This is a genomic window from Variovorax sp. WDL1 (assembly GCF_001541225.1).
Classification (GTDB): domain Bacteria; phylum Pseudomonadota; class Gammaproteobacteria; order Burkholderiales; family Burkholderiaceae_C; genus Variovorax.
In genome coordinates this window covers 1-22,652 of record NZ_LMTS01000286.1, presented here as the reverse complement: position 1 = coordinate 22,652, position 22,652 = coordinate 1, and the positions used below count along the sequence as shown (strand labels likewise).

The 22,652-nt window shown below is 69.3% G+C and carries 19 protein-coding genes; 9 read left to right on the top strand and 10 right to left on the bottom strand.

The genetic code is table 11. The annotated features are described in order from the left end of the window. The first annotated feature begins 42 nt into the window (after positions 1-42). Both APY03_RS34435 and glpK read left to right on the top strand, forming a co-directional pair. On the top strand, positions 43-813 hold the full coding sequence (locus APY03_RS34435; protein ID WP_068684449.1) for a DeoR/GlpR family DNA-binding transcription regulator: 771 nt from the start codon (positions 43-45) through the stop codon (positions 811-813). Between the two features lie 13 nt (positions 814-826). Beyond that, complete coding sequence (glpK, locus tag APY03_RS34430) at positions 827-2,323, top strand: glycerol kinase GlpK (RefSeq protein ID WP_068684447.1); 1,497 nt, start codon at positions 827-829, stop codon at positions 2,321-2,323. Positions 2,324-2,432: 109 nt separating this feature from the next. Here the strand turns inward: glpK and APY03_RS34425 are convergent, their stop codons facing one another. From APY03_RS34425 to APY03_RS34410, 5 genes are all read right to left on the bottom strand, one after another. Further along, entirely contained in the window at positions 2,433-2,636 is a 204-nt protein-coding gene (locus APY03_RS34425; RefSeq protein ID WP_068684445.1) for a hypothetical protein, read from the bottom strand. Positions 2,637-3,169: 533 nt separating this feature from the next. Continuing rightward, positions 3,170-4,126, bottom strand: coding sequence for an alpha-E domain-containing protein (locus APY03_RS34420; protein WP_068684444.1), 957 nt, complete (start codon positions 4,124-4,126; stop codon positions 3,170-3,172). Positions 4,127-4,148: 22 nt separating this feature from the next. Beyond that, complete coding sequence (locus tag APY03_RS45795; protein ID WP_146039356.1) at positions 4,149-4,310, bottom strand: alpha-E domain-containing protein; 162 nt, start codon at positions 4,308-4,310, stop codon at positions 4,149-4,151. Positions 4,311-4,327: 17 nt separating this feature from the next. Continuing rightward, complete coding sequence (locus APY03_RS34415; protein WP_068684442.1) at positions 4,328-5,860, bottom strand: circularly permuted type 2 ATP-grasp protein; 1,533 nt, start codon at positions 5,858-5,860, stop codon at positions 4,328-4,330. Between the two features lie 88 nt (positions 5,861-5,948). Continuing rightward, positions 5,949-8,240, bottom strand: a complete 2,292-nt coding sequence (locus APY03_RS34410; RefSeq protein WP_443082862.1) for a DNA internalization-related competence protein ComEC/Rec2 — start codon at positions 8,238-8,240, stop codon at positions 5,949-5,951. Positions 8,241-8,509: 269 nt separating this feature from the next. Here APY03_RS34410 and APY03_RS34405 point away from each other — a divergent pair, with 269 nt between their 5' ends. The 7 genes from APY03_RS34405 (at position 8,510) to APY03_RS34375 (ending at position 17,736) form a co-directional block, all read left to right on the top strand. Further along, positions 8,510-12,007: a transglutaminase family protein gene (locus tag APY03_RS34405; protein WP_068684440.1), complete on the top strand. Its 3,498-nt coding sequence runs from the start codon at positions 8,510-8,512 to the stop codon at positions 12,005-12,007. A 45-nt stretch (positions 12,008-12,052) separates the two neighbouring features. Further along, the gene (locus APY03_RS34400) at positions 12,053-14,752 is read left to right on the top strand and encodes a circularly permuted type 2 ATP-grasp protein (protein WP_068684438.1); all 2,700 of its coding nucleotides are present in this window, start codon (positions 12,053-12,055) and stop codon (positions 14,750-14,752) included. Positions 14,753-14,754: 2 nt separating this feature from the next. Further along, positions 14,755-15,744, top strand: a complete 990-nt coding sequence (locus tag APY03_RS34395; RefSeq protein WP_068684436.1) for a transglutaminase family protein — start codon at positions 14,755-14,757, stop codon at positions 15,742-15,744. Then, positions 15,741-16,199: a RidA family protein gene (locus APY03_RS34390; protein ID WP_068684434.1), complete on the top strand. Its 459-nt coding sequence runs from the start codon at positions 15,741-15,743 to the stop codon at positions 16,197-16,199. Before APY03_RS34395 ends, APY03_RS34390 begins: the two co-directional genes overlap by 4 nt. An 18-nt stretch (positions 16,200-16,217) precedes the next feature. After that, entirely contained in the window at positions 16,218-16,676 is a 459-nt protein-coding gene (locus APY03_RS34385) for an Lrp/AsnC family transcriptional regulator (protein WP_068684432.1), read from the top strand. Between the two features lie 80 nt (positions 16,677-16,756). After that, positions 16,757-17,266 (top strand): antitoxin Xre/MbcA/ParS toxin-binding domain-containing protein, encoded by a 510-nt coding sequence (locus APY03_RS34380; protein ID WP_083944766.1) that lies wholly within the window; start codon positions 16,757-16,759, stop codon positions 17,264-17,266. After that, positions 17,263-17,736 carry an RES family NAD+ phosphorylase gene (locus APY03_RS34375; RefSeq protein ID WP_068684428.1) on the top strand — a complete coding sequence of 158 codons (474 nt, stop codon included), beginning with the start codon at positions 17,263-17,265 and terminating at the stop codon, positions 17,734-17,736. Before APY03_RS34380 ends, APY03_RS34375 begins: the two co-directional genes overlap by 4 nt. A 41-nt stretch (positions 17,737-17,777) precedes the next feature. Here the strand turns inward: APY03_RS34375 and amaB are convergent, their stop codons facing one another. The 5 genes from amaB to APY03_RS34350 all read right to left on the bottom strand — a co-directional run bounded on the left by amaB (position 17,778) and on the right by APY03_RS34350 (position 22,515). Then, positions 17,778-19,289 carry an L-piperidine-6-carboxylate dehydrogenase gene (amaB, locus tag APY03_RS34370; protein WP_083944765.1) on the bottom strand — a complete coding sequence of 504 codons (1,512 nt, stop codon included), beginning with the start codon at positions 19,287-19,289 and terminating at the stop codon, positions 17,778-17,780. Then, positions 19,286-20,494: a saccharopine dehydrogenase family protein gene (locus APY03_RS34365; RefSeq protein WP_068684426.1), complete on the bottom strand. Its 1,209-nt coding sequence runs from the start codon at positions 20,492-20,494 to the stop codon at positions 19,286-19,288. The genes amaB and APY03_RS34365 overlap by 4 nt, the downstream gene beginning before the upstream one ends. 183 nt (positions 20,495-20,677) lie before the next feature. Continuing rightward, positions 20,678-21,100 carry a type II toxin-antitoxin system VapC family toxin gene (locus tag APY03_RS34360; protein ID WP_068684424.1) on the bottom strand — a complete coding sequence of 141 codons (423 nt, stop codon included), beginning with the start codon at positions 21,098-21,100 and terminating at the stop codon, positions 20,678-20,680. Next, the gene (locus APY03_RS34355) at positions 21,100-21,360 is read right to left on the bottom strand and encodes a prevent-host-death protein (RefSeq protein ID WP_068684422.1); all 261 of its coding nucleotides are present in this window, start codon (positions 21,358-21,360) and stop codon (positions 21,100-21,102) included. Before APY03_RS34355 ends, APY03_RS34360 begins: the two co-directional genes overlap by 1 nt. A 120-nt stretch (positions 21,361-21,480) precedes the next feature. After that, positions 21,481-22,515, bottom strand: a complete 1,035-nt coding sequence (locus tag APY03_RS34350; RefSeq protein WP_068684420.1) for a LacI family DNA-binding transcriptional regulator — start codon at positions 22,513-22,515, stop codon at positions 21,481-21,483. Positions 22,516-22,652 lie beyond the last annotated feature (137 nt).

Below are 22,652 nucleotides of genomic sequence, written 5' to 3'. Positions count from 1 at the left end.
TTTCGTTCTAAAGTAGCGCGCCCTGCGCTCTGTTCCATTCGCGTGAATTCGAATCCCCGACAACTCAAGCTCCTCAACACCGTGCGCACGCGCGGCTCGGTCACGGTCGAACAGCTGGCGGACATGCTCGGCGTGACCCTCCAGACGGTGCGCCGCGACGTGCAGCGCCTGGCCGACGAGGGGCTGCTCAGGCGCTTTCACGGCGGCGTGCGGGTGCCGAGCTCGACCACCGAGAACATCGGCTACCAGCAGCGCGAGAACCTGCATGCCGAAGGCAAGGCGCGCATCGCGCGCGCCGTGGCAGCGCGGGTGCCCAACGACTGTTCGCTGATCCTCAACATCGGCACCACCACCGAGGCCATTGCCAAGGCCTTGCTGCGGCACACCGGGCTGCGCGTGATCACCAACAATCTCAACGTGGCGACCATCCTGAGCGACAACCCGGACTGCGAGGTGATCGTGGCCGGCGGCTCGGTGCGGCTGCGCGACCGCGCGATCGTGGGCGAGGCCACGGTCGACTTCATCCGCCAGTTCAAGGTCGACATCGCGCTGATCGGCGTCTCCAGCATCGAGGCCGATGGCACGCTGCGCGACTTCGACCTGCGCGAGGTGAAGGTGGCGCAGACCATCATTGCGCAGGCACGCGAGGTCTGGCTCGCGGCCGATGCGAGCAAGTTCAACAGGCCGGCGATGATCGAGCTGGCCAAGCTGTCGCAGATCGATTGCCTGTTCACCGATGCCGAGCCGCCGCCGCCTTTCCCCGAACTGCTGGCGCAGGCGCAGGTCCGCTGCGAGATCGCGCGCGACCATTGACCGAGGACATGCCATGACCTACCTGCTCGCCCTCGACCAGGGCACCTCCAGTTCCCGCAGCATCGTGTTCGATCGCGAGGGGCGCATCGTCGCCCTCGCCCAGAAGGAGCTCACGCAGATCTATCCGCAGCCCGGCTGGGTCGAGCACGACCCGATGGAGATCTGGCGCAGCCAGCTGGCCACGGCGCACGAGGTGCTCGCCAAGGCGAAGCTGAAGGCGAGCGACATCCATGCGATCGGCATCACCAACCAGCGCGAGACCACTGTGCTGTGGAACCGCAGGACCGGGCAGCCCGTGCATCACGCCATCGTCTGGCAAGACCGTCGCGCCGAGCCGCTGTGCGCCAGGCTGCGCGAGGACGGCATGAGCGACACCATCCAGCAGAAGACCGGCCTGGTGATCGACGCCTACTTCTCCGGCACCAAGCTGCGCTGGCTGCTCGACAACGTGCCCGGCGTGCGCGCAGCGGCCGAGCGCGGAGAGCTGGCTTTCGGCACCGTCGACAGCTGGCTCATCTGGCAGCTGACCGGCGGCAAGCAGCATGTGAGCGACGTCACCAATGCCTCGCGCACCATGCTCTTCAACGTGCACGCGCACCGGTGGGATGCCGACCTGCTCAAGGCGCTGGACATCCCCGCCTCGCTGATGCCAGAGGTCAAGCCCTCGAGCACGCATTTCGCCGACACCGACGCTGGCCTGTTCGACCGCCCACTGCCCATCGGCGGCGTGGCCGGCGACCAGCAGAGCGCCCTCTTCGGCCAGGCCTGCTTCGAGGCCGGCATGGCCAAGAACACCTACGGCACCGGCTGCTTCCTGCTGATGCACACGGGCGGCGACTTCCAGCCTTCGCACAACGGCCTGCTCGTGACCAGCGCCGCGCAGACGGCCGGCATGCCGCCGCAGTACGCGATGGAGGGCAGCGTCTTCGTCGGCGGCGCGGTGGTGCAGTGGCTGCGCGACGGCTTGAAGGCCATCCAGGGCAGCGCGCAGGTACAGGCGCTGGCCGAGAGCGTGCCCGATGCCGGCGGCGTGATGATGGTGCCCGCCTTCACCGGGCTTGGCGCGCCCTACTGGAACGCAGATGCGCGCGGCACCATCACCGGCCTGACGCGCGGCACCACCGTGGCGCACATTGCGCGCGCGGCGCTGGAGAGCATCGCCTACCAGAGCGCCGCGCTGCTGCAGGCGATGAGCCGCGACGCCGTGGCCGCGGGAGGCACGCCGGTGGCGGAACTACGGGTGGATGGCGGCGCGGCCGTCAACGACCTGCTGATGCAGTTCCAGGCCGACCTGCTGGGCATTCCGGTGGTGCGGCCTGAGGTCATCGAGACCACGGCGCTTGGCGCGGCCTACCTGGCGGGGCTGTCGACGGGGGTGTATCGCGATACCGGGGAGCTGTCGAAGCAATGGCGCATCGAGCGTCGCTTCATCCCGACACTGAGCCGGGAGAAGGCCGAGGAGAAGATGGGGCGCTGGGAATTGGCGGTGCGCAGGGCGACGCTGGTTTGAACGAGCCTCGGGGTTGCGAAGCATGCCAGCGCCGGCGGCTGTCTATCCGGACACGCCGAGGGACACCAGGTTCAGATCCAGCGTGATGGCAAGCGGGGCAGGCTCGGGATCACTCCACCCATTTCCACATGGCATATCCAAGCGCCCCCAGCACCGCTGCAAGGGCGATACCCCACAACAGGATCCGCTCCAGCCACACAAGCTGCCGATGCCGTCGCTCCCCGGCCGCGTCCTCGCCGAGAAACCAAGCCACGACCAGGACCGTCAAGGACACGCTCAGCCATAGGCCAAGGGGAACATCTCGAATATCCATGCTTCTTCTCTCCTTTCGCGTCCTGCACTGCCCCTCACCGCTCCCGCATGCGCTCGTTCGCGCCCGCTGCATCGGGCTCAACAGGCACTCGACGATCCGCCGCTTGCCCGTCTTGACCTCCGCCGTCCGCTCACGGCGCTGCCCTCAGTGTGCGCCGCGAGCTGCTGCACGCGACGGCCACCGAGGCCCTGGTGGGCGGGCTCGATCACTGCGCCTTCAGGCCCAGGTGCCGGGCAGGCGCAAGAGCAGATGGATGTCGGCGCCGTCAGCGGGGCTGATGCCGAGTTGGTGGACGAGCGTCGACGGATCAGCCGCATATGCGGCCTCGTCGATCGGCCGCCATGCGATGAAGGCACTACACCGCGAAGCGCGCAGTGCAACTCCACGAGCCTTGCTCTGTGTGCCGGGGAAGATAGCCCAAGCCTTGGCGGGGCAGCAATGAAGCGCACCCCCTCCAAAAGTCGATGGATGAAAGTCGATAAGACTTGCGCCTTACCGCAGGCGGACCCCCCGCCCGCTCGGGATTAACTCGTTCAGTGTCCCGGCACCAGGAAGTCCTGGCTGATGCGCCAGCCCAGGTCGTTCACCCGGTCGAGGAACTGCGTCAGGTAAGCGTGCAGCCCGGTCGCGAGGATCTCGTCGACCACCGCGTACTGCAGGTCGGCCAGCAGCTTGCCGGCGCGCCGCTGGGTCTCGGCGCTCTGGTCGTTCTGCACCTTCTGGAGATCGTTCACTACCTCGATCAGGCTGGCATGCAGCGAGCGCGGCATGTCGGCGCGAAGGATCAGCAGCTCGGCCACGCGCTCGGGCTTGATCACGTCGCGGTACACCTTGCGGTAGACCTCGAAGGCCGAGACGCTGCGCAGGATCGCGCTCCAGTGATAGAAGTCGTACTCCTGGTCCTCCTCGGTGGCGGTGCCGAAGAACTCGCTGTTGAGCGCATGGAACTTCACGTCGACCAGCCGCGCCGTGTTGTCGGCGCGCTCGATGAAGGTGCCCAGGCGCGAGAAGTGGAAAGCCTCGTCCTGCAGCATGGTGCCCACGGTCACGCCGCGCGACAGGTGCGAGCGGAACTTGACCCATTCGAAGAACTGCCCCGGGTCGCGCTCGAAGTCGCCGGCGCGCAGCATGCGGTTGACCTCGAGCCAGGTGGTGTTCTGCGTCTCCCACGATTCGGTGGTGAGCGCGCCCCGCACGGCCCGCGCGTTCTCGCGAGCGGCGCGCAGGCAGGAGAGGATGGACGAAGGGTTGGACTCGTCCTTGACCATGAACTCCATCACCCGGTCGGGTGTGATCTGGTCGTACTTCTCGTTGAAGGCCGGCAGCAGTTCGCTGATCGACAGCAGGCCCTGCCAGCCGTACTTGGCAACCTCGGCCGATTGCGGCAACAGCGAGGTCTGGTAGTTGACGTCGAGCATGCGGGCGGTGTTCTCGGCCCGCTCGGTGTAGCGCGACATCCAGTAGAGGTGATCGGCAGTGCGTGAGAGCATGTGGCGGTTCCCTGTAATGGCCTCAAACCCCGAAAGCGCTATCGCGCTTTGGCGTGTTTTGGTGGAGACATGACAAGCGCTTCGCGCAGTTGTCAGTCGCCCCCGCGAATGCCTTCGGCATCTCGCCGGCCCGCTCGGTGTAGCGCGACATCCAGTAGAGGTGATCGGCAGTGCGTGACAACATGACAGGTGCTCTCCTGATCAGCTCGACTGGGTTTGCGTCTGGGTTTGCGTCCGGGTCTCGGTCTCGGCCTGGCCCGGCTCTCCGTTGCGCGGCTTGCCCCGCCGGTCGGCCTCGAGGACCCAGGTGTCCTTGGTGCCCCCGCCCTGCGAGGAGTTGACCACCAGCGAGCCTTCCTTGAGCGCCACGCGCGTGAGGCCGCCCGGAACCATCTGCACCTCCTTGCCCGAGAGCACGAAGGGCCGCAGGTCGATGTGCCGCGGCGCGATGCCCGACTCCACGAAGGTGGGCGAGGTCGACAGGCTCAGCGTGGGCTGCGCGATGTAGCCGTCGGGCTTGGCGATCACGGCTTTCTTGAAGTCCTCGATCTCGGCCTGCGTCGCGGCCGGGCCGATCAGCATGCCGTAGCCACCGGCGCCATGGACTTCCTTGACCACCAGGTCCTTCATGTGGGCCAGGGTGTAGTCGAGGTCGTCCTTGTTGCGGCACATCCATGTCGGCACGTTCTTGAGGATGGGCTGCTCGCCAAGGTAGAACTCGATCATCTTCGGCACGTAGGGGTAGATCGACTTGTCGTCGGCCACGCCGGTGCCGACGGCATTGCAGATCACCACGTTGCCCTCGCGGTACGCGCGCATCAGGCCGGCGCAGCCCAGCGTCGAGGTCGGGCGGAACACCTCGGGGTCGAGGAAGTCGTCGTCCACGCGGCGGTAGATCACGTCCACGCGCCGCGGGCCGCGCGTGGTGCGCATGTAGACGAAGTCGTCCTTGACGAAGAGGTCCTGGCCCTCGACGAGTTCCACGCCCATCTGCTGGGCGAGGAAGGCGTGCTCGAAGTAGGCGCTGTTATACATGCCGGGCGTGAGCACCACCACCGTGGGCTCGGCAGTGGCCGGCGGCGCGGAAGCACGCAGGGTTTCGAGCAGCAGGTCGGGGTAGTGCGCCACCGGAGCAACGCGGTTCTGGCTGAAGAGATCGGGGAAGAGCCGCATCATCATCTTGCGGTTCTCGAGCATGTAGCTCACGCCGCTGGGCACGCGCAGGTTGTCTTCGAGGACGTAGTACTCGCCGTTGCCGCTGGCGTCGGGCGCGCGCACGATGTCGATGCCGGAGATGTGCGAGTAGACGTCGTTGGGCACCTTCACGCCCACCATCTCGGGCCGGTACTGCGCGTTGTTGAAGATCTGGTCCGACGGAATCACGCCAGCCTTGATGATTTCCTGCTCGTGGTAGACGTCGTGGATGAAGCGGTTGAGCGCGGTCACGCGCTGCACCAGGCCTTTTTCCATGCGCTCCCATTCGTGGGCGGGGATGATGCGCGGCAGCAGGTCGAAGGGAATGAGTCGCTCGGTGCCCGAGCCGTCCTCGTCCTTCGCGCCGTAGACGGCAAAGGTGATGCCGACCCGGCGGAAGATCATCTCCGCCTCCTCGCGCCGCGAACGCATCACTTCAGGGGGCTGCTTCGCGAGCCACTGGTCGTAGCGCTTGTAGTGATTCCGGATCGCGGCGCCTTGATAGGGCAGCTGCTCGTACATCTCGTCGAATTTGTGCATGGGCGACCGATCTCCTTGTCCGTAGCTTAGCAAGTTCAAGGCCAGAGGCCGTGCTCACGCTAACCCGCATGCGGCGCCTGCACGGCATTCACGGCAGCCGGTGATGCCAGTAGCGCTGGCCCTCCTGCCGTTCGCAGCGCACGGCTCCGGGCTGCGTGCTGGACCAGCGGGCGGCGCCGCAACGCGCGGAGTCGACGACGGCAATGCCGCGCTGTGCATAGCGCGCCGTCACCTCGGCGGCCGGGTGCCCGAAGCGGTTGCGGTAGCCGGCCTGGACCAGCGCGATGCGCGGCTGCACGGCCTCGAGCAGCACGGGACTCGACGAGGTCTTGCTGCCGTGGTGCGGGACGAGCAGCAGATCGGCTCGCAGGGTGGGCGCGCGCACGGTCAGCGCGGCCTCCTGCACGCGCTCGACGTCTCCGGCCAGCAGCGCGGCGGCGCGTCCGTTGCCGATGCGCAGCACGCAGGAGACCGCGTTGGGCTTGGTGAAGCGGGCATAGTCAGCCTCTTGGGGATGGAGGATCTCGAAGCGCACCCCGTCCCAGGTCCAGGCCTGGCCCGCTACGCAGCGCTGCACCGGCCGCAGCTGCTCCAGCGGATGCCCGGCCTCGACCGAGCTGCGCAGCGCGGCCCCGGCCTGCATCGCCAGCACCGCCGGCGCGCCGCCGGTGTGGTCGCTGTCGCGGTGGCTCAGGACGACGGTGTCCAGCTGCTCGCCCATCGCGCGCAGCAGCGGCACCAGCACCCGGTGGCCGGCATCGCTTTCGAGGCTGTAGCGCGGGCCGGCGTCATACAGCAGGCTGTGGCTGGCGGTGCGAACAAGCACCGCATTGCCCTGCCCGATGTCGGCGGCCAGCAGCTCGAACTCGCCCGCCGGCGGCCGCGGCGCCTGCCAGAGCAGCGCGGGCAACAGCAGCGGCAGCCCCTGTACGCGCAGCGCCCACGGCAGGCGCATGGCCAGCAGCAGCCCGCCCGCCACGCCGGCGACGCTGGCCCAGAGCGCAGGCGCTGGCGCCGACAGCGTGGCCAGCGGCAGTCCGGCAAGCCACTGCAGTACCAGCGCCAGCAGTTGCACCGCGCGGGCGGCGACGTCCCATAGCGGCGGCAGCAATACCCCAAGCATGGCGAGCGGCGTGAGCACCAGCGTGACCCAGGGAATGGCGACGGCGTTGGCAAGCAGCCCGACGCTCGAGACCTGCTGGAAGAGCAGCAGGCTGAGCGGCGTCAGCGCCACCGTCACCGCCCATTGCTCGCGCACCATGCGCGCCAGGCGCGCGGCAGGGCCTGGCCGGTCGGGTTGCGCGGACCCGGTGGCGAACAGGACGCCGACCGCGACGAAACTGAGCCAGAAGCCCGCCTGCATCAGCGCCCAGGGATCGACGGCCACGACCACCGCGCAGGTGAACAGCCAGACGAAGGGCCAGGGCCACTGCCGTCCCGAAAGGCGCAGCAGCGCGACCGTGGCGAGCATCCACACCGTGCGCTGCGAGGGCAGGCCCCAGCCGCTGAAGAGCGCATACAGCGACGCCAGCAGCACCCCGCCGATCAGCGCCGCATGCGGCGCGGGCAGCCACAGCATCAGGCGACCGCTGCGGCGCCAGGCCGCCTCCACGACCCAGGCGGCCAGCCAGGCGAACATCGTGATGTGCAGGCCCGAGATCGACATCAGGTGCGCGACGCCGGTGGCGCGGAACACGTCCCAGTCGGCACGCTCGATCGCGTTCTGGTCGCCCGTGACCAACGCCGCGATCACGCCGGCCTGCCGGCGCTCGGCCACCCGCTCGAAGACCGCGTCGCGCACGGCCTCGCGCGCACGCTCGACCGGATGGCGCCAGGTCTGGCCCTGCGGCTGCGGCCGCGCATCCCGCGCGCCCGTGCGCACGTAGCCGCTGGCCTGCACGCCCTGCTCCCAGAGCCGCAGTTCCTGGTCGAAGCCATGCGGGTTCAGGTTGCCGTGCGGCGCCTTCAGTCGCACCGTCATGCGCCAGCGCGCTCCCGCATGCACGAGGCCTGGCGGCGCGGTGGGCTCGGCGCGCGTGGCCTGCTCGGGCGCGCGCCCCCAAAGGCCGGTGTTGTCGGCGTACCAGCCGAGCGCGATGCGCGAGGGCGCGCGCGGCAGGCCCGGCCCGGTATCGCCGGCCCAGCGGGCGCTCTCGACATCGAAGAGAAAGCGCACCGCGCCATCGCCCTGCTGCGGCATCTGCGCGACCACGCCCAGCACCTCCAGGTCGCGGCCTTCGAGTGCGGGGTCGAGCGCGTCGGCCGCATAGGCGCAGGCACGCCAGCCCGCAAGACCAGCCCCGGCCATCGCGCCGGCCAGCAGCAGTGACGGCAGCAGCAGGCGCGGCAGGAACCACCATCGCGCGCGGCGCAGCACCATCCAGCCCGCCGCGGCGGCCAGCAGCAGCCCGGCATACGCGGTGGGCTCCCACAGCGCCGGCTGCTGAAGCTGCACGGCCGCGCCCAGCACCGACCCGCCCACCAGCGCAAAGAAGCCCAGGCCGCGGCCCTGCGCGTCGGCCGTCACGAAACACTCACGGATGACATGCTGCAATCCCTCCCTCTGCTGCGCTCTGTGGCGCGCTAATTGCTATGCCTGTGGGCTAGTATGCGTCCTCGTTCAGGGGCCCTCAGACGCCATCGAAAAAAATGTCCATCCACGCCGCACTTCACCACGTCACCCACTACAAGTACGACCGTCCGGTGCAACTGGGGCCTCAGGTGGTACGCCTGCGTCCGGCGCCGCATTGCCGCAGCAACGTCATCTCGTATTCGCTGCGGGTCGAGCCCGAGCAGCACTTCGTCAACTGGCAGCAGGACCCGTTCGCGAACTACCTCGCCCGGTTGGTGTTCCCCGAGAAGACGCGCGAGTTCAAGGTCACGGTCGACCTGGTGGTCGAGATGGCGGTCTACAACCCCTTCGACTTCTTCCTCGAGCCGCAGGCCGAGAACTTCCCCTTCAAGTACACCGAGTCGCAGGCGCGCGAGCTGGCGCCCTACCTCGTGACCGAGCCCGCCACCCCGCTGGTGGCCGCCTATCTCGAGAAGATCGATCGCAAGACGCAGCGCACCATCGATTTCCTGGTCGGTCTCAACCAGCAGGTGCAGCAGGACGTCAACTACCTGATCCGCATGGAACCCGGCGTGCAGACGCCCGAGGAGACGCTGGCCAGCGGGTCGGGCTCCTGCCGCGACTCCGGCTGGCTGCTGGTGCAGCTGCTGCGAAACGTGGGCCTGGCGGCGCGCTTCGTCTCGGGCTACCTGATCCAGCTCGCGCCGGACGTGAAGGCACTCGACGGCCCGAGCGGCACCACGGTCGACTTCACCGACCTGCACGCCTGGTGCGAGGTGTACCTGCCAGGCGCCGGCTGGATCGGCCTCGACGCCACCTCCGGCCTGCTGGCCGGCGAAGGCCATATCCCCCTGGCATGCACGCCCACGCCATCGAGCGCGGCGCCGATCGAGGGTGTGGTCGATGACGCCGAGGTGGATTTCGGCCACGAGATGAAGATCTCGCGCATCCACGAATCGCCGCGCGTGACCAAGCCCTACACCGACGACGAGTGGGCCGAGGTGCTGGCGCTGGGCGAAGCGGTGGATGCGCGCCTCGCGGCCGGCGACGTGCGGCTCACCATGGGCGGCGAGCCCACCTTCGTCGCCACCACCGACCGCGACGCGGCCGAATGGAACACCGATGCGCTCGGCCCCACCAAGCGCGGCTACGCGACCGCACTGGTGCACCGCCTGCGCGACGAATACGGTCAGGGCGGCTTCCTGCATTTCGGGCAGGGCAAGTGGTATCCGGGCGAGCAGTTGCCGCGCTGGGCCCTGTCGATCTACTGGCGCACGGACGGCCAGGCTGTGTGGCAGCGGCCCGAGCTCTTCGCCGACGAGCGTCATCCCACGCAGTACACCAGCGAAGACGCGCAGCGCTTCACCCGCGCCCTCGCGCACAAGCTGGGGCTGACCGACCGCTTCGTGCAGCCCGGCCACGAGGACGTCTATTACTACCTCTGGCGCGAGCGCCGCCTGCCGGTGAACGTCGACCCCTTCGACTCCAAGCTCGACGACGAGATGGAGCGCGTGCGCCTGCGCCGCGTGTTCACGCAGAAGCTCGATGCCGTCGTCGGCTACGTGCTGCCCATCGAGGCCGCGAACGCCGAGACCGATGCGCCCGCGCTCGCCGGCCCGGCGTGGAAGACCGGCCCCTGGTTCCTGCGCGACGACCGGCTGTACCTGGTCCCCGGCGATTCGCCGATGGGCTACCGGCTGCCGCTGGATTCGCAGCCCTGGGCCAGCAAGGGCGACTACCCTTACCTCATCGAGCGCGACCCCAACGCCCCACGTGCGCCCCTGCCTGCCTCGGCCCTGTTCCGCGAACGCTATGAGGGCACGCTGGGCAATGCGCCCGATCTCGCCGAGGTGCCTCATGACTTCGGCACGCCGCAGCAGGCACCGGCCGCGGTGCGCTTCCAGGCCTCGCACGGCAATCCCGTGGCGGCGCGCGCCCAGGCCGCGGCAGAGCCGGGCACGGTGCGCCCTCCGAAGCGCGGCGAGTCGGCCCATTGGGTCACACGCACCGCGCTGTGCGTGGAGGTGCGCGACCCACGCCGCGCCAACGGCCCTGCGGCCGAGAAGGTCGGCAGCGCTTCGGGCGTGCTCTATGTCTTCATGCCGCCGCTGGCGCGGCTCGAAGACTACCTCGACCTCCTCGCCGCGGTCGAGGCCACGGCCGGCGAGCTGGACCTGCGGGTGGTGATCGAAGGCTACCCGCCGCCGCGCGACCCGCGGCTCAAGCTGCTGCAGGTCACGCCCGACCCCGGCGTGATCGAGGTCAACATCCATCCGGCACACAACTGGCGCGAGCTCGTGGCCCACACCGAGTTCCTCTACGGCGCTGCCTTCGAGACCCGGCTGTCTGCCGAGAAGTTCATGACCGATGGCCGCCACACCGGCACCGGCGGAGGCAACCACTTCGTGCTGGGCGGCGCCACGCCCGCCGACAGCCCCTTCCTGCGCCGGCCCGAGCTGCTCGCGAGCCTTTTGCTCTACTGGCACAACCACCCCTCGCTCAGCTACCTGTTCTCCGGCCTCTTCATCGGCCCGACCAGCCAGGCGCCGCGCGTGGACGAGGCGCGCAACGACCAGGTCTACGAGCTGGAGATCGCGCTGGCCCAGATCGCGCGCAACCGCGAGATCCACGGCGACGGCATGCCGCCGTGGCTGGTCGACCGCACGCTGCGCAACATCCTGGTCGACGTCACCGGCAACACGCACCGCAGCGAGTTCTGCATCGACAAGCTGTACTCGCCCGATGCCACCACAGGCCGCCTGGGGCTGCTGGAGCTGCGCGCCTTCGAGATGCCGCCGCACGCGCGCATGAGCATCGCGCAGCAGCTGCTGCTGCGCGCCATGGTGGCACGCTTCTGGGACGCGCCCTACCGCGCGCCCGTGACCCGCTGGGGCACCGAGCTGCACGACCGCTTCCTGCTGTCCACCTTCGTCAGGATGGACTTCGAGGACGTGATCAGCGAGATGCGCCAGGCCGGCTTCGCATTCGATCCCGCCTGGTTCGCGCCGCATTTCGAGTTCCGCTTTCCGCTGGTGGGCCAGGTGCAGGCCATGGGCGTGGAGCTCTCGCTGCGCAATGCGCTCGAGCCCTGGCACGTGATGGGCGAGGAAGGCTCGGCCGGCGGCACGGTGCGCTATGTCGACTCCTCGCTGGAGCGCATCGAGGTGCGCGTGACCGGGCTCAACGAGAGCCGCCACGCCATCACCGTCAACGGCCAGGCGCTGCCGCTGCAGCCCACCGGCACGGCCGGGGAGTTCGTGGCCGGCGTGCGCTACAAGGCCTGGAACCCGCCCTCCGCGCTGCATCCGAGCATCGGCGTGCATGCGCCGCTGACCTTCGACATCGTCGACACGTGGATGAAGCGCTCGCTCGGCGGCTGCCAGTACTTCGTCTCCCATCCGGGCGGCCGCAACTACGAGACCTTCCCGGTCAATGCCTACGAGGCCGAGAGCAGGCGCCTGTCGCGCTTCTCGCGCATGGGCCATTCGCCGGGACTGCTGCGCACACCGCCCGCCAACATCGAGATCGCGGGCAGCCGCGAATTCCCGTTCACCCTGGATTTGCGCAGGACCTGACGCGAGCGCCGGGTCTCGCGCTCACGGGGTGACAATCAGCGCACCGTGGACCCCTTGAACGAATCCCTCTTCGACGCCCAGGCACTCGGATCGCCGGCCGACCTGGCGTCGTCGCTCGCGCCGCCCGCCGCGCCGGGGCACTTCGACGAGCTGCGCGGCCTCGCCACCCCTGCTCCGGCGGCCGTGCCCCGGCTCGGCGTACCCTCGCAGCCGGCGCCCCTGCACGACGCCTCCTCGCCTCCCCCGGCTCCCCCAGCGCGGCCCGAGAACGGCGAACGCGGCCCGCTGGCGCCGCACTGGGCCGGTTTCTTCGAGCAGCTCGGCACCGAGGGCTTCGGCGACCTGCCCCGGCGTGCCGTCAGCCTGGAGCGCCAGATCCGCGACAACGGCGTCACCTACAACGTGTACGCCGACGCCGGCGGCCCGCAGCGGCCGTGGTCGCTCGACCTCTTCCCGCTGATCGTCCCGCCCGAGAGCTGGGCCTCGATCGAGGCCGGCGCGCTGCAGCGCGTGCGCCTGCTCGACCGCATCCTGGCCGACGTCTACGGGCCGCAGCAAGTGCTGGCCGAAGGCTTGCTGCCGCCCGCCCTGGTGCAGGGCAATCCGGGCTACCTGCGCGCGATGCATGGCGTGCGCCCGCCCGGCGACACCTGGCTTCGCATCGCCGCCCTCGACCTTGCGCGCGGCCCCGACGGCAACTGGTGGGTGGTGTCGCAACGCACCCAGGCCCCCTCCGGCCTGGGTTACCTGCTGGAGAACCGGCTTGCCATCGCGCGGCAGTTCCCGCAGGCCTTCGAGGCGCTGCAGGTGCAGCGCCTGGCCGCCACCTACAACGCGATGATGGAAGGCCTCCAGAGCATGTGCCCGGCCGGCCAGCCGCCACACATCGTGCTGCTGACGCCCGGGCCCTACAACGAGACCTACTTCGAGCACGCCTACATCGCGCGCTACCTGGGCATCACGCTGGTCGAAGGCAACGACCTCACGGTGCGCGACCAGCGCCTCTACCTCAAGACCTTGCAGGGCCTGCGGCCGGTGCATGGGCTCATCAAGCGGCTGGACGACCAGTTCCTCGATCCCCTGGAGCTGCGGGCCGACTCAACGCTCGGCGTGCCCGGCCTGCTGCAGGCCATACGCGCCGGCAACGTGCTGCTGGCCAATACGCCAGGTTCGGCCTTCCTGGAGTCGCCCGCGCTGCTCGGCTTCCTGCCCGCGCTGTCGCGCCGCCTGCTCGGCGAAAAGCTGCTGCTGCCGGCCCTGCCCACCTGGTGGTGCGGCGAGCGCGCCGCGATGGAGGCGGTGCTGCCGCAGCTGGCCGGCTGCACCATCAAGCCCACCTACCCCGGCGAGGAGGGGCATGCCGGCTTCGAGACCCAGCTCGGCAGCCGCCTGAGCCGGCGCGAGCTCGACGAATGGGCTGGCCGCATCGTGCGCGCGGGTGAGGAATACACCGTGCAGAACTACCTGCCGATCTCGCAGATGCCGACCTGGGAACAGGACCTCGGCACCGGCCACATCGTGCCGCGCTCGGTGCTGCTGCGCGTGTTCGCGGTCTGCGTCGGACCGCAGTCCTGGCGCGTGCTGCCCGGCGGCCTGGCGCGGCTGGCCGGGGCCGACGCGCAGATCGCCTCGATGCAGCGCGGCGGCAGCAGCGCCGATGTGTGGGTGCAGACGCGCGGCGAGGTCGACCGCACCACCCGGCTTCAGGTGCACACCACCCCGGCCTCGCTCGCCCGCCACCGCGCGCCGGTCACCAGCCGCGCGGCCGAGAACATGTACTGGCTGGGCCGCTATACCGAGCGCGCCGAGAACGCGGTGCGGCTGGCGCGGCTCACGCTCGACCTGCTCAGCGGCGAGGACCCCTCCTCGCCCGCGCTGCTGACCTGGCTGCACGACATGGCGTGGCGCAACGCGCTGGTGCCGCGCGACGTGCCCAGCCTGCCGCGGTCGCGGCGCGTCTTCGAGCGCGCGCTGGTCGCCGAACTGGCCGACATCGACGAGGGCGGCAGCGTCGGCTACAGCCTGCGCTGCGTGCGCCAGGCCGCGGCCGCGGTGCGCGAGCGGCTGTCGCCGGACCACTGGAACCAGATCGTGCGCGCCGAAAGCGAGTTCATGCGCCGCAGCGCCGAGCAGGCCGGCGAGCGCGCCGACGGCGGCTACGCCAGCGCCGCAGCGCTGCGCATGCTCGAGTCCACCAGCGCCGCGCTCGCCGCGATGACCGGCGCCCAGACCGACCGCATGACGCGCGACGACGCCTGGCGCCTGCTCTCCATCGGCCGGCATATCGAGCGCCTGGCCTTCCTGTCCAGCGCGCTGGCAGCCGGCTTCGAGATCGGCTCCGTGCACGACGTGAGCGGCTTCGAGGCCATGGTCGGCCTGTTCGACAGCACCATCACCTTCCACGCGCGCTACCAGCAGCGGCGCGACGTGGCAACCCTGGTCGACTTGCTGGTGCTCGACGGCGACAACCCGCGTTCGCTGGCCTGGGTCACGCAAACGCTGCGCGGGCGCATCGCGCGGCTCGCGGGCAGCGCACCGGGCAAGCTCACCGCGCTCTCGTACGAACTGCCCGACCCGGCCGCCTGGACCCTCGAGCACCTCTGCGAGCCCGGGCCTGATGCGGACTACGGCGAACTGATGCAGTTGCTCGAGACCTGCGAGACCGCGGCCTACCATGTGTCGGACGCGATCGGCATCCGCTATTTCACCCTCACTTCGGAATCGCTCCACTCCGTCGGGGCCTGACCATGCTCCTGCACGTGATCCACGAGACGCGCTACGCGTATTCGCCCGCCGTAGAAACCGCGCAGCACCTCGCGCACCTCAAGCCGCGGACCACGCCCACGCAGCGCCTGGTGAGCCACGCGCTCACGGTCAGCCCCGAGCCGGCGCAGCGCAGCGAGTCACCCGACGTCTACGGCAATGCGCGCGCGTTCTTCGCGCTGGACTCGACCCACGAGGAGCTGGTGGTCACGGCCGAGAGCGTGGTCGAGACCTCCACGCCCCAGCTCTCGCCGGCCGCGGCGCGCGAGCTGCCGTGGGAGGAGGTGCGCGAGCGCTTCCGCTACACCAAGGACTCGCGCTTCGACGCCGCGGCCGAATTCGTCTTCCCCTCGCACTACGTGCCGCGGCACGACGACTTCGCCGCCTATGCGCGGCCCAGCTTCGGGCCGGGCCGTCCGGTCTTCGACGCCGCCATGGACCTGGCGCTGCGCATGCACGCCGACTTCCGCTACGACAGCGGCAGCACCGAGATCAGCACGCCGGCCATCGAGGCCCTGGCGCAGCGCCACGGCGTATGCCAGGACTTCGCCCACATCATGATCGCCTGCTTCCGCACCCTGGGCCTGCCGGCGCGCTACATCAGCGGCTACCTGCTGACGCAGCCGCCGCCCGGCCGCCCCCGGCTGCTCGGCGCCGATGCCTCGCACGCCTGGGTCTCGGTCTACATCCCGGGCGCCGACGGCCCGGGCGACTGGGCCGAATTCGACCCGACCAACGGCCGCCAGCCCGGCGAGGACTATGTGGCGCTGGCCATCGGCCGCGACTACTCCGACATCTCGCCGATGCGCGGCGTGCTGCACGGGGGCGCACGCCATACGCTGGACGTCCGGGTCACGGTGCAGCCGCTGGAAGAGCTGCGGACCGGGGCGGCGCAGGTGGCGCAGCAGGCGCCGGCCCAGGTACAAATACAGACACAATCGCCCCTCCAAGACCCAGACAAGGAACCCTCATGAGCATCAACGACAAACTCGAAAGCCTCGGCATCACCCTGCCGCCGGTCGCGATCCCCGCTGCCGCCTACGTGCCCTTCGTGCAGACCGGCAAGCTGGTCTTCCTCTCCGGCCATATCGCGAAGAAGGACGGCAAGCCCTGGGTCGGCCAGCTCGGCGCGGGCCTCGGCACCGAAGAAGGCAAGCAGGCCGCGCGCGCCATTGCGATCGACCTCCTGGGCACGCTGCAGGCCGCCGTCGGCGACCTGAACAGGGTCAAGCGCATCATCAAGGTGATGAGCCTGGTCAACTCGACGCCCACCTTCACCGAGCAGCATCTGGTGACCAACGGCGCCAGCGAGTTGTTCGCCGAGGTCTTCGGCCCCGAGAAGGGCGCGCATGCGCGCAGCGCCTTCGGCGTGGCGCAGATTCCTCTGGGCGCCTGCGTCGAGATCGAGCTCATCGCCGAGGTCGAGTGACGCCGTCCCGCCCATAGCTTGGACGACACCGACCGCCACCTGCTGAGCCTGCTGCAGGCCAACGCCCGCACCCCCGCGGCCGAGCTCGCGCGCGAGTTGAAGGTGGCGCGTACCACCGTGGTCGCGCGCATCGCCCGCCTGGAGCGCGAGGGCGTGATCGCCGGCTACGGCGTGCGCCTCGGCCAGCGCCTGGAGCAGGCCGCCGTGCGCGCCTACTGCGGCCTGAGCGTCGCGCCGAAGATGGCGGCAGGCGTGATCCGTGCGCTTGAACGGTTGCCCGAGCTGGAGGAGCTCTCGGCCGTCAGCGGCGAGTACGACTACATGCTCGCACTGCGCTGCGAGACCAACGAGCAGCTCGACGCGCTGCTCGACCGCATCGGCCTGATCGAGGGCATCCAGCACACACACACGTCGGTGGTGCTGAGCCGCAAGGTCGATCGGCGAAGTGCGGTGGGCGAGTTGCGGCAATCGACCTGAGGCAGACAGCGGATCCTTCCTCTTCTCCGTGCATTTGCAATATTCTCGCATTGCATTTGCAAACGTGGTAATGTCGCGGGATGCCAAAGAAGGAGACCTCATCGGCCGCCTGCCAAATGGCCCGGGCATTCGATCGCGTCTTCGTCGTATTCCTCGACTCCCCTGAGCACAGGCTTCGCTCCGGCGATCACTTCTTCGACCGATCAGCCAGTTCCTGCCGGCTCGACCGGGACAAGGCCTCTCGTTACGCTTCCTCGAGCATGCGAGCTGGTGCGGTAGACGAATGGTTCAAGGCCTCCCGGCTGCCGCGCAAGAAAGACCTCCAGCTAGCCCTGAGCCTGAACGCCTCCATGCTGTCCCGCGCTCACGCGGAAAAGCCGCTGGACCCAGTCGTGACGGAACGGATGTTCCGGCAGGCGGATCTGCTGGTCCGCGCCACGGAAGTTTTCGGGGAAGACGGTCCGACCTGGATGGCAGCGCCCCACCCCCTTCTTGATGGCAAGGCACCCGCCGAGTTCGCAACCAACGAGTTCGGCGGTGAGAAGGTCCGCTCGATCCTGAACGCGATCGAGCATGGGGGCGTTGTTTGAGCCTGTCGGTCTGGCGCATCGGCACGACCAAGGCGCTGCGACTTGAACAAATCGACCTGGGGTCGACCTTGGCTCCGGGCCGCTGGCATCAGACGCCGCCTGCCGGCCGCCCCGTTGTTTACGCGGGTGCAAGCCGGGCTCTCTGCCAACTCGAGAAACGCGTCCACTGCAATGGCATCAGGCCGGTGAACCAAGCCTTGCTGCGGCTCGATCTTCCCGACGGCGCGATCCTCGAAGACGTGCGCAGCCTGGCAAACCTGCCTCCGGATTGGATCGACCGCGAATCACTGACGCAGGCGATCGGCATTGAGTGGCGAAGGATGAACCGCGCACTGGGGCTGTGGGTACCTTCAGCGGTCGAACCAGGGGAGAACAACATCGTCCTCAATCCAGACCATATGTCGTTCGCATCCATCATGGTCACTGTCGAGCGGAACCCATTCAGCTTCGACGGTCGAATGTTTTCCTAGGAAGCTCGGCCGGTGCGCGAGACCACCAAGGGGCCGGCCGATCAACCGAAACGGATCCCCTGCGCCAGCGGCAGCTCGGTCGAGTAGTTGATGGTGTTGGTGCTGCGGCGCATGTACTGCTTCCACGCATCCGAGCCGCTCTCGCGGTCGCCTCCGGTCTCCTTCTCGCCGCCGAAGGCGCCGCCGATCTCGGCGCCGCTGGGGCCGATGTTGACATTGGCCATGCCGCAGTCGGAACCGGCAGCCGAGAGGAAGCGCTCGACCTCGCGCATGTCGTTGGAAAAGATGCACGAGGACAGCCCCTGCGGCACGTCGTTGTGCATCGCGATCGCCTCGTCGAGCGATTCGTAGTCCATCACGTAGAGCAGCGGCGCGAAGGTCTCGCGGCGCACCACCTCGGTCTGCGCCGGCATCGCGGCGATTGCCGGGCGCACGTACCAGGCCTGCGGGCACAGCTGCGCGTGCAGGCGCTCGCCGCCAGTGAGGATGCGCCCGCCCTGCGCCTGTGCCTCGGCCATGGCGGCCTGCATTGCGCCAAAGGCCGCTTCGTCGATCAGCGGCCCGACCAGCGTGCCCTCCTCCAGCGGATGGCCGATGCGCAGGCTCCGGTAGGCCGGCAGCAGCTTGCCGAGCAGCGCCTCCTTGACGCGGCGATGGGCGATCAGCCGCCGCAGCGAGGTGCAGCGCTGGCCCGCGGTGCCCACGGCGCTGAACAGGATGGCGCGCACCGCCATGTCGAGATCGGCCTCGGGCGTCACGATCATCGCGTTGTTGCCGCCCAGTTCGAGGATGCGGCGCCCGAAGCGCGCCGCCACGCGCGGTCCTACCTCGCGGCCCATGCGCGTGGAGCCGGTGGCCGAGACCAGCGGGACCAGCGGGCTGTCGACCAGCGCCTCGGCCTGGGCCCGCCCACCGATCACGATCTGCGCCAGCCCGGCGGGCGCACGCTCGCCGAAGCGGTCGATGGCGCGCTCCAGCGCACGGAAGGTCGCGAGGCCCGACAGCGGTGCCTTCTCCGAGGGCTTGAAGATCACCGGGTCGCCGCACACCAGCGCGAGGGCGGCGTTCCATGCGAACACCGCGCTCGGGAAGTTGAAGGCGGTGATCACCGCCACCGGCCCCAGCGGGTGGTACTGCTCCATGATCCGGTGGCCGGGGCGCTCCGAGACGATGGTCCTGCCATAGAGCTGGCGCGCGAGGCCGAGCGCGAACTCGCAGATGTCGACACCTTCCTGCACCTCGCCCAGGCCTTCCTGCGCGATCTTGCCGACCTCGATCGAGATCACGCGGCCGATCGATGCCTTGGCCTCGCGCAGTTCCTCGCCCCAGAGCCGCACCAGCTCGCCGCGCGCCGGTGCCGGCACCTCGCGCCATTGCCGGAAGGCCGCCTGGGCCTGTTCGAGGATCGATGGCATCGAGGCCATCGGCGTCTCGTGCAGGCGGGCGATCTCGGCGCCTTCGATGGGCGATCGCACGCGCAGGCTGCCGTCCGCTCTCTGCGCGGCGGTGATGCCGCAGCGCTCGAACAGGGCGGAGCGTTCTTCGTCGTTCATGGGCGGGCCTCCTTCGCTCTGCGGTACCGGATCGGCGATGGTGGCCAGGCATGGACGGGCGCATGGCCTGGGCGCGAGCCCCCCGGCGACGACGCCGAGGCCGCATCGCCGAGCGCGGCATAGCAACTGCCCACGCGCGTGCTCAGGAAGGCTTCCAGCCCCACCTGTTCCTGCCCGACGAAGCCACGCGCCGGCAGGCGTCCGGTGCGCAGCAGTTCGAACACGCCGACCACGCCGGCGGCAGTGGCGAGCTCGATGGCGGTGCGGTCCACGCCGCGCAGCCGGCCCCCATGGATGCGCGCCATCCGCGTCAGCTGCTCGAAGCGGCCATGGCGCTCGCCGGTCGCGGAGGCGAAGACGATCACGACATCCTCGCGGCTGTGGGGCACGGCATGCTCCAGCACCTGGCGCAGCAGATCGCGCCGCTCGAACAGTTGCAGGTCGTGCAGCAGGAAATCCATCGCGTCGCGATGGCCGGGGTAGCGCAGGGTCTTGTAGTCGAGGTTGCGCACGCGGCCGGTGAGCGTCTCGGCCAGTGTGCCCAGGCCGCCGGAGGTGTTGAAGGCCTCGTAGGCCTCGCCTTCGAGCAGCAGCGTCTCGTGCCCTTCCAGCGGCTGCACCGACACCGGCCGGCCTTGGACGATGGCGGCGCAGGGATTGCAGTACTCGTTGATGAGCCCGTCGATGCTCCAGGTCAGGGCGTAGCGCAGCCGGTTGGTCGCATGCCGCGGCAACGCGCCCACGCGCAGGTGCACGTCGCGCAGCGTGTCGAAGCGGCCGGCCAGCTGCATGCCGAGCATGCCGATCACGCCGGGGGCCAGGCCGCATTGCGGCATCAGCAACGTGGCCGCGTCCGGCGCCAGCGCGCGGATGGCGGCAGTGGCGGCCACATCCTCCGTCAGGTCGAAGTAGTGCAGGCCATGCGCACAGGCGGTAGCGGCGACATGCGCGGCCAGGTGGAATGGCAAGGCATTGATCACGACCTGGTGGCCGGCCATTGCTGCCGCAAGCGCGGCGCCCTCCTCCACGTCGAGGACGATGCGCGCGACCCCGCGGTCACCGGGCTCCGCGGGAGGGAGCATGCGGTCTGCCAGCGTCACCGGCAGGTGGTGGTACTCGGCCACCATGTCGGCCACCGTGCTGCCCACCTTGCCGGCGCCCAGCACGAGGACCCTGCGGGTCCTGTCGTTCTCGATCGGGTTCATCGCGCACTCCATTCCAGTCGTTCGGAAACTGTAGGAGGGAGGGCTGGCAGGCGGAAGCCGTCAATGCGTCAGGAAGCGCGGCCAGCCGGCCGGAACGTCGGGTCGCGAGCGTCGAATCGTTCGATTCCCGGGGCCGCAACGCCTTGATGTTCCTGACCGGGTCCCCGGCCGCGGGGGTTTCGTTCAGGTCCCGTGCTCCCAGGGGTTGATCAGCTTGATACCGGGGACTTCGCGGAAATCAGCAACATTGCGCGTCACGAGTGTGAAGCCATGTTCGAGCGCCGTGGCAGCGATCATCGAGTCGCGGTAGCTCTTGGTGTCGGGCACATGCAGCGGCGCGCAGCGCAGCGCCGCCGCGGCGTCGAAGGACAGGATGCGGCCCGCGAAGCTTTTTACGAGGGCATCGAACCACGCGCGCAGTGCGCCGCCTTCGGGCGGCATCCTGCGCTCCAGGCGCTGGATGCCGATCTCCTGCTCAAGGAGAGTGATCGCGGACAGAAAAAACTGGCTGGCCGGCATGGCGCCGGCCCATGACATCACCGCAGGCGACTGGTGCGGCTTGCCCGGCCGCAGTTCCGAGATGACGTTGGTGTCGAGCACGTACATCAGCCCCCCTCCGGGATCTGGAGGGTGATATCGGCGCGCGGTGCCTCGAACTCGATGCCGTCGGTACGCGGCAGGCTTTCCATGAGCTCCAGCAGCGACATGTTCTGCTTGCCGCTCAGTTGGTAGTAGTCGTCGATGTTGAGCAGCACGAACGCGGGCCGGCTTCGGTCGGTGATGAACACCGGGCCCTCTGCCGCCAGCCGCTTCGCGTGACCCACGTCGCGCGCGAAGTCGCGGCTCGGTACGGTGTGGATGGACATGACATTTCCTTTCGGGTCAGACCAGCGCCAAGCTTGCGGACGCTGCGCCATTGCGAAATGTCTGCATGTTACGACATTGCGGCGGGACGCGCGAGCTGCAGTGGGCCTCGACGACGGTGGCTATCGCGCGACCGAGGACCCACGCACCACCAGTTCCCCCGGCAGCAGCAACTGCCGCGGGGGCCCCTCGAGCCCGCGCAGGCGCTCGATCAGGCAGGTCGCCGCGGTGCGGCCGATCGCATCGGTGGGCTGGGCGATGGTGCTGAGACCCGGACCGATCAGCGGCGCCCATTCGGGATCGTCGAAGCCGACGAAGCCGAGCTCGACGCCGAAGTGCCAGCCCAGGCGCGCCATCGCCGAGGCCACGCGCAGGGTCACGACCGCATTGCCGGACAGCACGGCGGCTCGGCGGCCTCTCCTGGCGCGCTTGCGCAAGGCCAGCAAGGCCGCGTCGAGCGCGTCGTTGTCCTCGCTGCTGCTTTCGAACACCTCGCCGGCCACGCGCGGCTGGTGCGCCGCGACGCAGTCGCCGAAGGCCGCCGTCCGCTCGCGCCGCGAGCTCACGCCCTTCAGCGGCTCGGTGATGTAGAGCAGCTCGCGATAGCCCCCTTCCACCAGGTGGCCGCAGGCGGCCTTCATCGCGGCCGGGTTGTCGAGCGAGACGAAGTCCGTGTGCATGCCGGCATGCCTGCGGTCAACCAGCACCGCGGGCTTGCCGTGCAGCGCGTCGGCGTCGACCAGTCCGGCGCCGCGGCCCAGCGTGTTGAGGATGAAGCCGTCCACCTGGTAGCCGGCGAGCGCATCGATGGCCTCGCGCTCGCGATCGACGTCGTTGCCGAGGTTGAACAGCATCACCAGGTAGCCGGCCTCCTGGCAGGCCTTCTCGGCGCCGCGCAGCACGGCCACCGAATAGGGGTTGGTGATGTCGGCCACGATCAGGCCGATCAGGCGCGAGCGGCCATGGCTCAGGGCCTGCGCCATCGGGCTCGGCGTATAGGCCAGCTTGGCGATGGCGGTCTCGACGCGGGCTGCAATGTCGGCGCTGAGCAGGCGATCGCGGTGGTTGAGGAAGCGGGAGACGGTGGCCTTGGAGACGCCGGCCTCCTTCGCTACGTCGGCGATGGTTGCTCGGGCGGCGGGCTTCCTGGGGCTCATTTGTACTGTGCTGTTGGTTTGAGCCCGGAGCCGGGATGTCCCTTTTCCAGGCCTCGCGCAGCGAGCCCGTTGGTGGCCGAGCGAAGCAATGGCCCGGCCCATATCCCCTCTGCGCGTGCCGAGGAGCGCAGCTTTTC

Bases quoted from the DNA above. Each gene is read 5' to 3' on its own strand.
- glpK (WP_068684447.1), top strand. From the start codon at position 827: ATGACCTACCTGCTCGCCCTCGACCAGGGCACCTCCAGTTCCCGCAGC.
- APY03_RS34425 (WP_068684445.1), bottom strand. From the start codon at position 2,636: ATGGATATTCGAGATGTTCCCCTTGGCCTATGGCTGAGCGTGTCCTTG.
- APY03_RS34420 (WP_068684444.1), bottom strand. From the start codon at position 4,126: ATGCTCTCACGCACTGCCGATCACCTCTACTGGATGTCGCGCTACACC.
- APY03_RS45795 (WP_146039356.1), bottom strand. From the start codon at position 4,310: ATGTTGTCACGCACTGCCGATCACCTCTACTGGATGTCGCGCTACACC.
- APY03_RS34415 (WP_068684442.1), bottom strand. From the start codon at position 5,860: ATGCACAAATTCGACGAGATGTACGAGCAGCTGCCCTATCAAGGCGCC.
- APY03_RS34410 (WP_443082862.1), bottom strand. From the start codon at position 8,240: ATGGTGCTGCGCCGCGCGCGATGGTGGTTCCTGCCGCGCCTGCTGCTG.
- APY03_RS34405 (WP_068684440.1), top strand. From the start codon at position 8,510: ATGTCCATCCACGCCGCACTTCACCACGTCACCCACTACAAGTACGAC.
- APY03_RS34395 (WP_068684436.1), top strand. From the start codon at position 14,755: ATGCTCCTGCACGTGATCCACGAGACGCGCTACGCGTATTCGCCCGCC.
- APY03_RS34390 (WP_068684434.1), top strand. From the start codon at position 15,741: ATGAGCATCAACGACAAACTCGAAAGCCTCGGCATCACCCTGCCGCCG.
- APY03_RS34380 (WP_083944766.1), top strand. From the start codon at position 16,757: ATGCCAAAGAAGGAGACCTCATCGGCCGCCTGCCAAATGGCCCGGGCA.
- amaB (WP_083944765.1), bottom strand. From the start codon at position 19,289: ATGAACGACGAAGAACGCTCCGCCCTGTTCGAGCGCTGCGGCATCACC.
- APY03_RS34365 (WP_068684426.1), bottom strand. From the start codon at position 20,494: ATGAACCCGATCGAGAACGACAGGACCCGCAGGGTCCTCGTGCTGGGC.
- APY03_RS34360 (WP_068684424.1), bottom strand. From the start codon at position 21,100: ATGTACGTGCTCGACACCAACGTCATCTCGGAACTGCGGCCGGGCAAG.
- APY03_RS34355 (WP_068684422.1), bottom strand. From the start codon at position 21,360: ATGTCCATCCACACCGTACCGAGCCGCGACTTCGCGCGCGACGTGGGT.
- APY03_RS34350 (WP_068684420.1), bottom strand. From the start codon at position 22,515: ATGAGCCCCAGGAAGCCCGCCGCCCGAGCAACCATCGCCGACGTAGCG.